The 12,454-nt window shown below is 68.1% G+C and carries 10 protein-coding genes and 2 pseudogenes; 7 read left to right on the top strand and 5 right to left on the bottom strand.

Annotated features, from left to right (window positions below; genetic code table 11):
- The 3 genes and pseudogenes from A1D30_RS25110 to A1D30_RS01455 form a co-directional block, all read left to right on the top strand.
- Window positions 1-106: pseudogene (locus A1D30_RS25110) on the top strand (IS5/IS1182 family transposase); the annotation flags it as partial.
- Between the two features lie 83 nt (window positions 107-189).
- Entirely contained in the window at window positions 190-1,284 is a 1,095-nt protein-coding gene (locus A1D30_RS01460) for a Fic family protein (protein WP_242421752.1), read from the top strand.
- A gap of 166 nt (window positions 1,285-1,450) precedes the next feature.
- On the top strand, window positions 1,451-2,872 hold the full coding sequence (locus A1D30_RS01455) for an aspartate kinase (protein WP_063459030.1): 1,422 nt from the start codon (window positions 1,451-1,453) through the stop codon (window positions 2,870-2,872).
- Window positions 2,873-2,966: 94 nt separating this feature from the next.
- On the opposite strand, the gene A1D30_RS01450 is transcribed toward A1D30_RS01455, so the two are convergent.
- On the bottom strand, window positions 2,967-3,932 hold the full coding sequence (locus A1D30_RS01450) for a DMT family transporter (RefSeq protein WP_063459029.1): 966 nt from the start codon (window positions 3,930-3,932) through the stop codon (window positions 2,967-2,969).
- A gap of 148 nt (window positions 3,933-4,080) precedes the next feature.
- On the opposite strand from A1D30_RS01450, the gene A1D30_RS01445 reads away from it, so the two are divergent.
- Window positions 4,081-4,980, top strand: a complete 900-nt coding sequence (locus A1D30_RS01445) for a LysR substrate-binding domain-containing protein (protein ID WP_063459028.1) — start codon at window positions 4,081-4,083, stop codon at window positions 4,978-4,980.
- On the opposite strand, the gene A1D30_RS01440 is transcribed toward A1D30_RS01445, so the two are convergent.
- Window positions 4,981-5,742 (bottom strand): DeoR/GlpR family DNA-binding transcription regulator, encoded by a 762-nt coding sequence (locus A1D30_RS01440; protein WP_063459027.1) that lies wholly within the window; start codon window positions 5,740-5,742, stop codon window positions 4,981-4,983.
- Window positions 5,743-5,900: 158 nt separating this feature from the next.
- Between A1D30_RS01440 and A1D30_RS01435 the strand changes: the two genes are divergently transcribed.
- Window positions 5,901-6,530, top strand: a complete 630-nt coding sequence (locus A1D30_RS01435; RefSeq protein ID WP_063459026.1) for an NUDIX domain-containing protein — start codon at window positions 5,901-5,903, stop codon at window positions 6,528-6,530.
- A 20-nt stretch (window positions 6,531-6,550) separates the two neighbouring features.
- Here A1D30_RS01435 and A1D30_RS01430 read toward each other — a convergent pair whose 3' ends face one another.
- Together A1D30_RS01430 and A1D30_RS01425 are read right to left on the bottom strand one after the other, a co-directional pair.
- On the bottom strand, window positions 6,551-8,050 hold the full coding sequence (locus tag A1D30_RS01430) for a TIGR01777 family oxidoreductase (protein ID WP_082836254.1): 1,500 nt from the start codon (window positions 8,048-8,050) through the stop codon (window positions 6,551-6,553).
- 16 nt (window positions 8,051-8,066) lie between these two features.
- Window positions 8,067-8,765 carry a DUF4166 domain-containing protein gene (locus A1D30_RS01425; protein WP_063459024.1) on the bottom strand — a complete coding sequence of 233 codons (699 nt, stop codon included), beginning with the start codon at window positions 8,763-8,765 and terminating at the stop codon, window positions 8,067-8,069.
- 197 nt (window positions 8,766-8,962) lie between these two features.
- Here A1D30_RS01425 and A1D30_RS01420 point away from each other — a divergent pair, with 197 nt between their 5' ends.
- Both A1D30_RS01420 and A1D30_RS01415 read left to right on the top strand, forming a co-directional pair.
- Window positions 8,963-10,804 carry a sensor histidine kinase gene (locus A1D30_RS01420; protein WP_063459023.1) on the top strand — a complete coding sequence of 614 codons (1,842 nt, stop codon included), beginning with the start codon at window positions 8,963-8,965 and terminating at the stop codon, window positions 10,802-10,804.
- Window positions 10,801-12,261, top strand: coding sequence for a sigma-54 dependent transcriptional regulator (locus A1D30_RS01415; RefSeq protein ID WP_082836253.1), 1,461 nt, complete (start codon window positions 10,801-10,803; stop codon window positions 12,259-12,261). The genes A1D30_RS01420 and A1D30_RS01415 overlap by 4 nt, the downstream gene beginning before the upstream one ends.
- A gap of 72 nt (window positions 12,262-12,333) precedes the next feature.
- Here the strand turns inward: A1D30_RS01415 and A1D30_RS26300 are convergent.
- Window positions 12,334-12,454, bottom strand: a pseudogene (locus A1D30_RS26300) (IS5/IS1182 family transposase); the annotation flags it as partial.

Here is a 12,454-nt window from a genome sequence, read left to right as displayed (position 1 = left end):
TGAAGCAATGAAGCAATACCGGGGCATTGCCACGCGTTACGACAAGACCGCCTGCAACTTCCTGGGGGCGATTCACTTGGCTGCCTCCATGGTGTGGCTGGCGTGAGAGGCTGTAACCCCAGAGCTTTGTCTGGCTCCGAATGATGACACGCCCTAGCCAAGGCGCACGATCTGTCGCGCTCCGCCACATTGCTGGCAGGCACCCGGGTGCCGCCCGAGCTGCGCCTGCTGCTGCGCAGCATGAACTCGTACTACACCAACCGCATCGAGGGCCAGCACACGCGCCCGCACGAGATCGAGCAGGCGCTGCGCCAAGACTTTTCGCAAGATGCCGTGCTGGCTGCCAAGCAGCGCCTGGCCGTGGCGCACATTGAGGCAGAGCAGGCGCTGGAGCAGCGCTATGCCGGGCTGGAGGGCGCGCAGGCCTTGTATTCGGTGGACGCGGTGCAGGTGCTGCATGGCGCATTGTTTGGCCGCTCGCCAGCCGCCGATCTGGTCACGGCAGAGAACGAACCCATTGTTCCCGGCGCCTTGCGCCAGCGTGAAGTGCAGGTGGGGCAGCATGTGGCGCCAGCATGGTCCAGCGTGCCGCAGTTTCTTGCGCGATGGGCATCTTGCTACAGCAGCGTGCGCCGGGGCGAGGCAGCGCTGGTGGCCCTGGCGTGTGCGCACCAGCGCCTGGGCTGGGTGCACCCGTTTGTGGATGGCAATGGGCGTGTCATGCGGTTGCACACGCATACCTTGCTGAGTGCGCTGGGCTACACCGGGGGGCTGTGGTCGCCGCTGCGGGGTTTCGCGCGCAGCACCGATCACTACTACGCGCTGCTGGCCGACGCCGACAGCCCGCGCCGGGGCGACCTGGACGGGCGCGGCAACCTGAGCGAGCAGGCTCTGGTGGCCTGGAGCGACTATGTGCTGGATGTCTGCCTGGACCAGGTGGGCTTCATGGCCGACATGCTGGACTTCGAGACCCTGAAGGCACGCATTGCCGCCTGCCTGGTGTTCGAAGCCACGGTAGAAAAATCAGGCGTCCGGCAAGAGTCCCTGCGCGGGTTGCACTACCTGTTTCTGAGCGGCGAAGAGATGGCGCGCGGCGATTTCAAGTCCATGCTGGGCATGAGCGACCGGGGCGCTACCGATGCGCTGGGCGCGCTGGTGCGGCGCGGCTTGCTCAAGTCCGACTCGCCGCAAGGCAAGGTGCGGTTTGGGCTGCCGCAGCACGCGCTGCGCTTCTTGTTTCCCAAGCTGTGGCCTGAGGCCGAGGCGGATGCGGTGGCCCGGTAAAGCGTAGAGGCCTCGACCCCGTACATGCCGAGGGCTTCGCCCTTCAGGCCCACGTCAAAGTACCCCGGCAAAAGTCGTGGAAAATAGAGGGTTTCCTGCCGCTGAGCCCTTGGCAGAACATCCGTCCGGCTTTCCAACTTTTTAGCTCCCCTGAGCCTGTCAGTCCATGCAAGACGTTCAAAACTCCAAGATCTCTGTCGAGAAGATCGGCGGCACTTCCATGACCGCCTTTGGCGATGTGCTGCGCCACATCATGCTGCACGATCCCAAGCGCATTTATGGCCGGATCTATGTGGTGTCTGCCTACTCTGGCGTGACCAACCAGCTGCTGGAGCACAAGAAGACGGGCGAGCGTGGCATCTATGCGCTGTTTGCCGAGGGCAAGGGTTACCAGGATGCGCTGGTCAACCTGGCGACCAGCCTCAAGAAACTCAACGCGGGCTATGCCGACCTGGGCCTGCCGCTGGATGTGGCCGATGCCTTCATCGACCAGCGCATTGGCCAAGCGCGCGAGTACCTGAGCGCCATGCAGCACGTGCTTGCCAGCGGCTACCTGAGCCGCCACGATGTGCTGCTGGCCGCGCGTGAGGTGCTGGCCTCCATCGGCGAATCGCACAGTGCGTTCAACTCGGTCGAGATCCTCAAGGCCAACGGCGTGAAGGCCGTGCTGATGGACCTGGCCGGGTTTGACGACAACGAAGCCTGGACCATTGACGAACGCATCGCGCACAGCTTCAAGGGCCTGGACCTGAGCGACAAGGTGGTGGTGGCCACGGGCTACACCAAGGGCACTGAGGGCATCATGCGCGAGTTCGACCGGGGCTATTCCGAGGTCACCTTCAGCAAGATTGCGGTGGAAGTGCGCCCGGCCGAGGCTGTGATCCACAAGGAATTCCACCTCTCGTCCGCCGACCCCAACCTGGTGGGCCTGGAAAACGCCATCGTGGTGGGCGCCACCAACTACGACGTGGCCGACCAGCTGGCCGATGTGGGTATGGAAGCCATCCACCCCAAGGCCGCCAAGCCGATGGAGCTGGCTGGCATCCCGATCCGCCTGAAGAACACCTTCGAGCCCGACCACCCCGGCACGCTGATCACCAAGGACTTCGTGGGCGAGCGCGCCCGCGTGGAGATCGTGACCGGCACCGACAAGGTCACGCTGATCGAGATCCATGACCCCAGCATGGTGGGCACCGTGGGCTTTGACGCGGGCCTGATGAACGTGTTCTGCAAGCACGAGGTGAGCTACATCCTGAAGGCGACCAACGCCAACTCCATCGCACACCTGATGTGGGACAGCCAGGTGACGCCCGAGCTGGTGGCCGAGCTGCAAAAGGACTACCAGGTCGTGACGATCAAGCCCAGTGCCATCGTCTGCACCATCGGCTCCAACATCGGCATCCCCGGCGTGCTCGCCAAGGCCGCGCAGGCACTGGCCGATGCGCAGGTCAACGTGAACTGCGTGTCGCAGACCCTGCGCCAGGTGAACATGCAGTTCGTGATCGAACGCGAGGACTACAAGACCGCCATCAAGGCACTGAACATGGCGCTGTGCGTGAACTCCGGCGCACCCGTTCCGCGCGCCTGAGATAAAGGCTTCTGCGCTCGGCCCACAGCCCGCCCCGTGCGGGCTTTTTTTGCGTCCTTGTTTGCCTGGGGGGTTGAGTGCAGAAGATATGTTGCTACTTTTTATATAGCAACAAAGTCTTGTCCATCAGGCGCAAAAGGCCTGTTTGAATGCTGATTTTGCTGATCAGCAGGACCCCCGCCAGCACCAGGGCGGCGCCCCCCAGTTGCCAGGCGGACAAGGGCTCGCCCAGCAGCCATGCGCCAAAAAAGATGGTGAGGATGGGGCCCAGCGTGCCGATCAGCGCGGTCTTGGACGCGCCGATGCGGCGGATGGCGGCCGAGGTCATGAACACCGGCAACACGGTCGAGAACAAAGCCATGCCCAGCGCGTGCAGGTAGACCGGTGCAGGCTGCACCAGCGCTCCCACAGGCTGCGACACCACAAAATGCAGCAGCGTGGCGCCTGTGGAGACCAGCATGGCCAGCGCCGTGAAACGCGCCGCGCCCATGCGCCGGATGGCGGGCTCGCTGCCCGCTTGGTAGAACGCATACGACACGGCCGAGCCAAACACAAAGCCCGCGCCGATCAGCACCGCCCGCGTGTCGCCAGCCACATGCAGGTCGTGCGCAAAGGCCAGGCCAATGCCCGCATAGGACAGCAGCAGCGCACCCAGCTCGCGCCGCGATGCCCGTTTGCCCATGAAGAGCACACCGATCAGGATGGTGAGCGTGGGGTAGGTGAAGAGGATCAACCGCTCCAGGCTGGCGGTGATGTACTGCAGGCCGATGAAGTCGAGGATGCTCGCACCGTAGTAGCCCAGCAGGCCCAGCGCCACGATGGCCAGCCAGTCGCGCCCGCTCAGCGGCGCCAGGTGGCGGCTGGCGCGCCAGCCCACCCAGGCGAATACGGGCACAGAAAACGCCATGCGCAGGCACAGCAGGGTGACGGAATCCACCGGCACCGCCTGGGGCACGGCGTAGGCCAGCTTCACAAAGATGGCTTTGAAGGAGAAGCCCAGCGCCGCCAGGATGGCGAGGGCAAGACCAAGGCGTTCGGAGGACCAGTTTTTCCAGGGCATGGAGTGGGTTCGAGCATTTCATGCGGCTGGGCCGAACGATTTGCATGCTTTCTATTGGATGGCTCGCATCCTGCGCCCATATGCTGCGGGGCACAATTGCTGATCCTGCAACCATGCGTTCGTATTCAGCGAACACAAGGAGCCCGCCTTGCACTACGACCTCACCGACCTGCGCCTGTTTGTCGCCATTGCCGAAGAGCGCAACCTCACACGCGGCGCCGCGCGTGCCTACCTGGCGCCGTCGTCGGCCAGCCACCGGCTGCGGCGGCTGGAGGAGGCGCTGAACACCTCGTTGTTCGAGCGCCAGACGCGGGGTGTGGCGCTGACCCGCGCGGGCGAGGCCCTGCTGCGCAACGCCCGCCAGGTGCTGGCCAGCATCGAACAGATGCACGCCAACCTCTCGCCCTTTGCCACCGGCATTCGTGGCCATGTGAGCCTGTGGGCCAACACACACGCCACCCATACCTTTTTGCCGGACGACCTGGCGGGTTTCCTCAAGCGGCACCCCCAGGTCAGCGTGAGCCTGGAGGAGCGCACCAGCGCCGAGATTGTGGTCGCCGTGGCCAACGGCGAGATCGAGGTGGGCGTGCTGGCGGACAGCGGCACGGGCGCAGGGGTGGAATTGGTGCCCTACCGGCAAGACCGCCTGGTGCTTATCGTGCCCGCAGGCCATGCGCTGGCAGCGCGCGACCATGTGGGGTTTGCCGAGGTGCTGGACCAGGCCTTTGTGATGCTGCACGCGGGTTCGGCCATCCACACCTTCACGATGAACGCGGCCGCCGCGCTGGGGCGGCACCTGGACGTGCGCATTCAGGTGCGCAGCTTCGAGGCCGTGTGCCGCATGGTGGGCGCGGGCGTGGGCATCGGCCTGGTGCCCCGGGGCGCGGCCCTGCAGGTGGCGGGGCTGAGTGAGCCGCCGGTGCTGGTGGAGCTGGACGAGCCCTGGGCGCAGCGTGACCTGCAGATCTGCGTGCGCAAGGGGGCGGTGCTGACGGGCTTTGCGGCGGCGCTGGTGGCGCACCTGCGGCCGGGGGATGGGGCGCGCTGATCAGGCCGCCGCGACATCCACCTTGGCGCCAGCGGCCTGCAGCTTTTTGCGCAGCGCCTGTGGTGTGGAGGCGGGCACCACCAGCGCGGCCAGTGCGCGCAAGGGGGCCACGCTGAAAGGCGATGCCGTGCCCAGCTTGTCGAGCGAGGCCAGCACCACCGTCTCTGCCGCCCGCTGGTGCAGGGCGCGCTTGACGGCGGCCTCCTCAAAATCGCCCGTGGTCAGTCCGGCTTCGGCATGCACGCCGGTCACACCCATCAGGTACAGGTCGGCCCGCAACTGGGCAGCGGCCTCGACCACGCTGGCCCCCACATTCACCATGGAATGGCGGAACAACCGGCCGCCCAGCACCAGCACCTCGATCTGCAGGTGCCCAGCCAGCGCCACCGCCACGGCCGGGCTGTGCGTGACCACGGTGGCGCGCAAGTCCAGCGGCAGGTGCTGCACCACCTGCAGCGATGTAGTGCCCCCGTCCAGGATCACCACCTGGCCAGGCAGCACCAGCGCGGCCCCGGCGCGGCCCAGGGCGCGCTTGTCTTCGGGGGCCAGTTGTTCGCGCGCCTGCAGATTGCCCACAGCGGCCGAGGCGGGCAGGGCGCCGCCGTGCACACGCTGCAAGCGGCCCTCGGCGGCCAGCTCGCGCAGGTCGCGCCGCACGGTGTCTTCCGAGATGCCCAGCTCCTCGCTGAAGGCCTTGGCCACGATCTGGCCGTCCTGCCGCAGGCGGTCGAGCAGGAGCTGTTTGCGTTGGGTGGTCAGCATTAGCGGCTAGACAAGGAGATTGCACGAATTTGCATGTTTGTGCATGATATTGCGTAAATTCAATTTATCAAAACCGTGCACTTACCACCCGACCACATTGCCTTCACGCTGGCGCCTGCCGTGCGTTGCCACCCAAGCCAGCCCGAAGGGAGCCTTGCATGAGCCGCCCCGTGCCCGATGTCCCCATCGCCGAGCTGAACGCCCGCACCGAACACGTGAAGCTGCTGGATGTGCAGGTGCTCTCCGACAACTGGTATGTGCTGCGCAAGGTCACCTGCTCACTGCGCAGGCGCGACGGCCAATGGCAGACGATGAGCCGCGAGGCCTACGACCGGGGCAACGGCGCCGCGCTGCTGTTGTTCGACCCGCGCCGCAGCATGGTGGTGCTCACGCGCCAGTTCCGGCTGCCTGCGTTCCTCAACGGCTGCGCGGACGGCCTGCTGATCGAGACCTGCGCAGGCCTGCTCGATGGCGATGATCCCGAAACCTGCATCCGCCGCGAGGCCGAGGAAGAAACCGGCTACCGCGTGCGCCAGCCGCGCAAGGTGTTCGAGGCCTACATGAGCCCGGGATCGGTGACAGAGAAGCTGCACTTCTTCGTGGCCGAATACGAGCCCGGCGACCGCATCCGCAGCGGCGGGGGCCTGGAAGGGGAAGGCGAAGACATCGAGGTGATCGAGATGCCGCTGGCCGATGCCCTGGTGGGCATTGCCAGCGGCGCGATCCAGGACGGCAAGACCATCATGCTGCTGCAGCATGTGGCGCTGGGGTGGGGCCGGGCGCCGTAGCAAGCCACCCAGCCACGGCATCACTGGGCGCCAGCCTCTGCGCGAGGTGCCGCGAGATCCCGCAAGGCGCCAGGCAGATCGGGGTGTACGAACTGGTAACCCAGGGCCAACGCCGCCTGGGGCACCACGTTCTGCCCATCCAGCAGCAGGGTGGACATCTCGCCCAGTGCCCAGCGCAAAGGGGCGGCGGGCATGGCCAGCCACACGCGCTGCCCAAACGACGCGGCCAGGGCCTGCACAAAGCCGCGCTGCGATACGGCACCGGGCGCCACCGCGTTGATGGGCCCTTGCACATCGTTGCGTGCCAGCGCAAACCGAATCAGGCCCAGCGCATCGGCCAGGTGAATCCACGGCGCGGCCTGGCGGCCGTGGCCCAGCACGGCGCCCAGGCCCAGGCGGGCGCTCAGCGCCTGCAGCGGGTAGGCACCGCCGCCGTGGCCCAGCACCACCCCCAGGCGCAGCCGCACCACGCGCACACCCAATGCTTCGGCGCGCCGGGCTTCGTGCTCGATGGCAGCACACAGGTCGGACTGGAACTCGCCCGGGCGCGGTGGCGCGGCTTCATGCAGCGGCTCCATCGACGCGTTGGGCGAAGCGCCATAAAACCCCACAGCCGATGCGCTGACCAGCACCCGGGGGCGGTGGTGCAGGCGCCGCATCAGCGCCACAACGGCCATGGTGGTGTCCACCCGGCTGGCCAGCAGCACACGCCTGCGCGCAGCCGTCCAGGGCATGCCCAGCACCCGCGCCCCGGCGAGCTGGACCACGGCGTCGATGCGGGTTTCTGGCGGGATCGCGTCCAGCGTGTCCACCGCCCACACGCCCGGGCCCAGGCTGGCGCGGGCCTGCAGCACATCGCGCGTCAGCACGATCACGCGCTGGCCACCCTGCACCAGTTGCGCCACCAGGGTGCTGCCCACAAACCCTGTGGCGCCGGTGACCAGCGTGGCGGGGGCGGTGTGGTGCTGGCTGTCGCCCGGCACAGCCTGGGGCTGGGCTGCAGGGGCTGAGGCTGCCGCACGCCGCAGGCGCAACACGGCCCGCAGATTGCGCACGCTCCAGGCCCATACCCCCAGCGCAAACGCGGTAAACAGCCACGACACCCAGCCATGGGGCGCCACCACCAGGGCGGTGGGCTGCTGCAGCCAGCCCCACAGCACGGGCGCCATCAGCCCCAGGAACAGGCCGTAGCTGATGGTCAGCAGCGTGTGCAGCACCCGCTCCAGCGAGGGCAGGCGCCGGGTGCGGTCTTCTTCCAGAAAGTCCGCCAGGGTGATGCCCAGCTCGGTCAGCAGCAGCGCCGCAATCAGCACTGCCCAGGCGCCATGCCACGCAAACCAGGCCAGCCCGAAGAAGACGACACCATAAATCGCCTCGCGCGCCGCATGCAGCGCCAGTTCATACCGGGCCGATGGGCGATGCGGCAGCCGGGCCTGCAGCTCGTGGTGCCACCAGTTGTCAAACGCGCCCATGGCGGCCTGCACGGAGAGCAGCATAAAAACGGGGGTCATGGCACTCATGGTCGGGTGTCCTTGTTCAAAGTGCGTTCAAAGAATAGTCAGGGCTGGCGTCTTCGGTGCAGGGGTCGGTGAACACCCCGGACTGGTGGAAGGTCTCCCCCCACCAGGGGTGCACCATGCTCAGCGTGAAGCGGAAGCGCCCGCCACCCAGGTCGGTGTGCGCCACGCGGCAGGTGCCCGGGGTCAGCAGGGCAGGCACGGGGATGCGCAGGCGCCCCCGCACCCGCACCCACCAGAAGCGGCGGCTGCGAAACACCAGCGCACCGTCTTCTTCCAGCACCTCCAGCGACATGGCCAGGCCCCCATCGGTGCGCTCCAGCAGGCGGCCATCGGGGCCCAGTTCCTTGGTGGATCGCACGGTGCGGCCCGCGCCGCTGTCGGTGCCGGTGTGAAAGCAGCGCTCCCACACCACGCCACCCCGCCCGTTGTCGCTCACGCACACGGTGGCGGGCAGGGCGGTGGTGTTGATGTGGGTCAGCGGGCCTCCCCAGGCCCGGGTCAGCGCGGCAAAGACATGGCCGACCCGCGAGCAGCGCAGGTCCATCTGGCCTTCATAGGCCACATCGGCGTGGGCCGTGCCAAAGCGGCGTTGCACGGCGGCGGGCAGGCGCGCCCAGGCTGCGGCGCCCACCATGGCGCGCAGGTCCAGCGCGGGGGAAGGGTGGGCCAGGGGGGCATCGCAAGGGCGAGGGGCGGGGTTGAAAAGGGCAAACATGGCGGGCTGGGCAAGAGTGGCGGTTGCACTCTCTATTGCGAAACCCGGGCCAGGGTCTCAATGCACTGCAAGTGCTTGATTTCATTGGAATTCGCCTGCAGACCTGCATACTTGGTTTACAGTGCGCGCAGCCCAAACCGTTAACCCCAGGAACAGGTCCCCGCCATGCGCAGCGCTCCCACCCCATTGGTTCTTGCATGCTGATCCACGCCGTCCTTGGGTTTTCGGTGCTCGAAACCCTGGTGCTGGCGGCTTTATTGCTCGCCTGGGCCGACCGCGTGGCGGGCGCGCGCCTGCTGGCCGCGTTTTTGACCGGCATCTCGCTGTGGATGGTGGGCAACGAGCTGCCCAACTGGGTCGGCCCTGCAACGGAACCGGTGGCCATGCGCCTGCTGGCCACGGCGCCCTTCACGTCGGCGCTGTTCTTTCACTTCTGCACCGTGTTCTGCCGTGTGGACCTGGGGCGCTGGGGCGTGGCGGCGGCCTATGCGCTGGGCGGCGGTGCCTCGGTGGTTTCCATCCTGTTGGTGCCCGGGCACTTGATCCACCACCGCGACATTGGCTGGCTTGCGGTGGCCGACCCGGTGGGCATGGTGGCCAGCATGGCCTGGGTCATCCTGGGCATCGGCGGGGTGTGGGTGCTGCTGCATGCCTTGCTGCGCGCACGCCGCCTGGGCGACGGGCAGAAGTTCCGGCAAATTGCGGCCGTTACCGCGTCGTGCCTGTGGGGCCTGCTGTGCCTGGCGGGCTATGGCATTGCGGTGCTCGATCTGCCGGTCTACCCGTTTCCGCTGCTGGGCCTGCCGTTCTATTCGCTGATCCTGGTGTACGGCATCCTGCGCTACGGGGTGTTTGTGGCCAACGCCTGGGCGCGCCGCGCCCTCGTGTGGGCGCTGCTGCTGGCGCTGGGGTTGGTTGTAGTGGCGCTCACGCCCTTGCTGCCACTGGAGTCGCGCTGGCTCGGCGGCCTGGCCGTGGCGGCCAGTGTGCTCGCGCTCAACGGCCCCGTGCGGCGGGTGGCCGAGCGGCTGGTGTACCCAGGCGCCGATGTGTCGGCCGCTGACCTGGCCACCTGGCGGCGCACGCTGGGGTCGGCCGAAACGCCGCAGGCCCTGGGCGAACAGGCCGCCGCCTTGCTGAGCGCACGCACCGGCACGCAGGTGGAGGTCCACATTGGCGATGCCCCGCCCGCCGCCAGCAGCACGCCACAGCTGGTGTGTGGCCGTGCCAGCGAGGGCTGGGCCGTGTCATTGCAGGGCTGGGACGCCGCGCCCCCCGGGCCGCGCCATGTGGCCGAGCTGTTTGGCACCGTGGTGGCCGAGGCCGCCGAGCGTGTGGAGCAGGCCCAGCAGTTTGCCGCCCGCGAGCGTGAGCGCCAGCTGCAGGCCCGCCTGGCCGAGCTGGGCGCCCTGGCGGCCACGGTGGCGCACGACATCCGCAACCCGCTGAACATCATCTCCATGGCGGTCGCGGCCGCCCCCAGCGACACGCGGCGCGAAGTGGCCGAGCAGGTGGCCCGCATTGCGCACCTCACGCACGACCTGCTGGACTTTGCCAAGCCCTGGAAGCTGGCCCCCAGCACGATCGACCTGGCGGCCCAGGTGCGCAATGCCGCCCTGCGCCTGCCCGATGTGAGCTTCGGGCCGGGGCTGAGCGAGCCACTGTGGCTGCAGGCCGACCCGCGCCGCGTGGACCAGGCGCTGACCAACCTGTTCGAAAACGCGCGCATGGCCACCGCCCCCGCCAACGATGCAGAGGGCCCGGCGGCCGCCCGCACCCACAGCCACGTGCACATCGACGCCGAAACCACCGCCACCACCGTGCTGCTGCATGTATGCGACGCAGGCCCCGGCGTGCCCGCCGAAATCCGCGACCGGCTGTTCGAGCCCTTTGCCTCGCGCAGCCCCGGCGGCACCGGGCTGGGCCTGGCCATCGTGGCCCGCACCATGGCGGCCCACGGCGGCGCGGTGGCGCTGACCGAGCGTGCGCCCTGGAGCACCTGTTTCACGCTGAGCTTTCCCCGCTCGTCCGCCCCATGAACCCATCCTTCCACGATCCTTCAGCCCCGCTTGCTGCGCAGAGCAGCGCGGGTGACTCCGAGATCACCAGCGCACCAGGCCACGGCCATGTGCTGCTGGTGGACGACGAAGCCGCCTTCCAGCGCCTGGGCGGCGCCTTCTTGCGCAACCTGGGCCACGAGGTCACGCTGGCGGGCGATGGCGACCAGGCCCTGGCCGCCTTTGCCCAGCGCCGCCCCGAGCTGGTCTTGCTGGACCTGGCCATGCCCCCGCACATGGACCCCGAGATCGGCCTGGAGCTGATTCCACGCTTTGCCCCCGTGCCCGTGGTGGTGCTGACGGGCCATGGCGACCATGCGCTGGCCCTGCGCGCCACCGAGCTGGGCGCCTGGGACTTCCTCACCAAACCCATCGACCCCGACATGCTGCGGTTTGTGGTGGCGCGCGGGCTGCACAAGGCCCGCCTGGATGGCGAACTGGCCACATTGCGGGCCGGGCAGGCGCTGGATGCACAAGGGCTGGACGACATGGGCCTGGTGGGCCAGGCGGCGGCCACGGTTCAGCTGCGCGCGCTGGTGCGCCGCGTGGCGCCCACCCAGGTCAGTGTGCTGGTGCTGGGCCCCACGGGCACCGGCAAAGAGCTGGTGGCGCGCGCACTGCATGCCCACAGCGCCCGCCGCACCGCGCCGTTTGTGGCCATCCACTGCGGCGCGCTCTCAGCCGAGCTGCTGGAGAGCGAGCTGTTTGGCCACATGAAAGGCAGCTTCACCGGCGCCTACCGCGACCAGGCGGGGCTGGTGGAGGCCGCGCACGGCGGCACGCTGTTTCTGGACGAAGTGGGCGAAATGCCGCCGCCCATGCAGGTCAAGCTGCTGCGCTTTTTGCAGGAGGGCACTTTTGTGCCCGTGGGCGGCCGCGTACAAAAGCGCGCCGACGTGCGCGTGGTGGCCGCCACACACCGCGACCTGGAGGCCATGGTGCGCGAAGGCACTTTCCGCGAAGACCTGTTCTACCGCCTCAAGGGCGTGGTGCTGCGCACGCCGTCGCTGGCAGAACGCCCCGCCGACATCCCGCTGCTGGCTACGCGCTTTTTGCACCGCGTGGCGCACAGCGCCCGGCTGTCGGCCGACGCCCTGGCCTGGCTGATGGCGCGCGATTGGCCCGGCAATGTGCGCGAGTTGAAGGCGGTGGTCGAATCCGCCGGTGCGCTGCTGATGCCCCCAGAGCGCGAGGTGGACGCGCCCCTGCTGCAACTGGCCAGCGGCGACATGGCGGCCGAGGCCCCGGCACCCGGCGCAGACACCGCCCCAGCCCCCGCAGGCACCGGCCCGCTGGACGCCGCCCTGACCGAGCTGGAAACCCGCATGGTCCGCGACACCCTGGCCGCCGCAGGCGGCAACCAGTCCGAAGCCGCCCGCCGCCTGGGCATCTCGCGCGTGGGCCTGGTCAAGAAGCTCACGCGGCTGGGGCTGCGCTGACGTCGGCTCCGCCAGCGTTTTCGGCTGGGCACCACGCGCAAACAATGGCTGGGCACTAGGGTCTGTTGAGAATCAACGGGAGTTGATGACAGCAGCCGCAAGATAGATCACGGCCGAGAAGCTGGTGTCCGTCTTGTCGCTGCGCATTGCGATGCGCTTGAACTCTTTGAGCTTGCCGAAGAAGTTCTCTATC

Source organism: Acidovorax sp. GW101-3H11, assembly GCF_001633105.1.
GTDB lineage: Bacteria > Pseudomonadota > Gammaproteobacteria > Burkholderiales > Burkholderiaceae_C > Acidovorax.
The sequence above is the reverse complement of the archived record's forward strand: the minus strand, read 5'-3'. Positions and strand labels throughout refer to the sequence as shown.

Coding starts and splice junctions, on each gene's coding strand:
- A1D30_RS01455 (WP_063459030.1), top strand. CDS start 1,451: ATGCAAGACGTTCAAAACTCCAAGATCTCTGTCGAGAAGATCGGCGGC.
- A1D30_RS01420 (WP_063459023.1), top strand. CDS start 8,963: ATGCTGATCCACGCCGTCCTTGGGTTTTCGGTGCTCGAAACCCTGGTG.
- A1D30_RS01415 (WP_082836253.1), top strand. CDS start 10,801: ATGAACCCATCCTTCCACGATCCTTCAGCCCCGCTTGCTGCGCAGAGC.
- A1D30_RS01450 (WP_063459029.1), bottom strand. CDS start 3,932: ATGCCCTGGAAAAACTGGTCCTCCGAACGCCTTGGTCTTGCCCTCGCC.
- A1D30_RS01435 (WP_063459026.1), top strand. CDS start 5,901: ATGAGCCGCCCCGTGCCCGATGTCCCCATCGCCGAGCTGAACGCCCGC.
- A1D30_RS01430 (WP_082836254.1), bottom strand. CDS start 8,050: ATGAGTGCCATGACCCCCGTTTTTATGCTGCTCTCCGTGCAGGCCGCC.
- A1D30_RS01440 (WP_063459027.1), bottom strand. CDS start 5,742: ATGCTGACCACCCAACGCAAACAGCTCCTGCTCGACCGCCTGCGGCAG.
- A1D30_RS01425 (WP_063459024.1), bottom strand. CDS start 8,765: ATGTTTGCCCTTTTCAACCCCGCCCCTCGCCCTTGCGATGCCCCCCTG.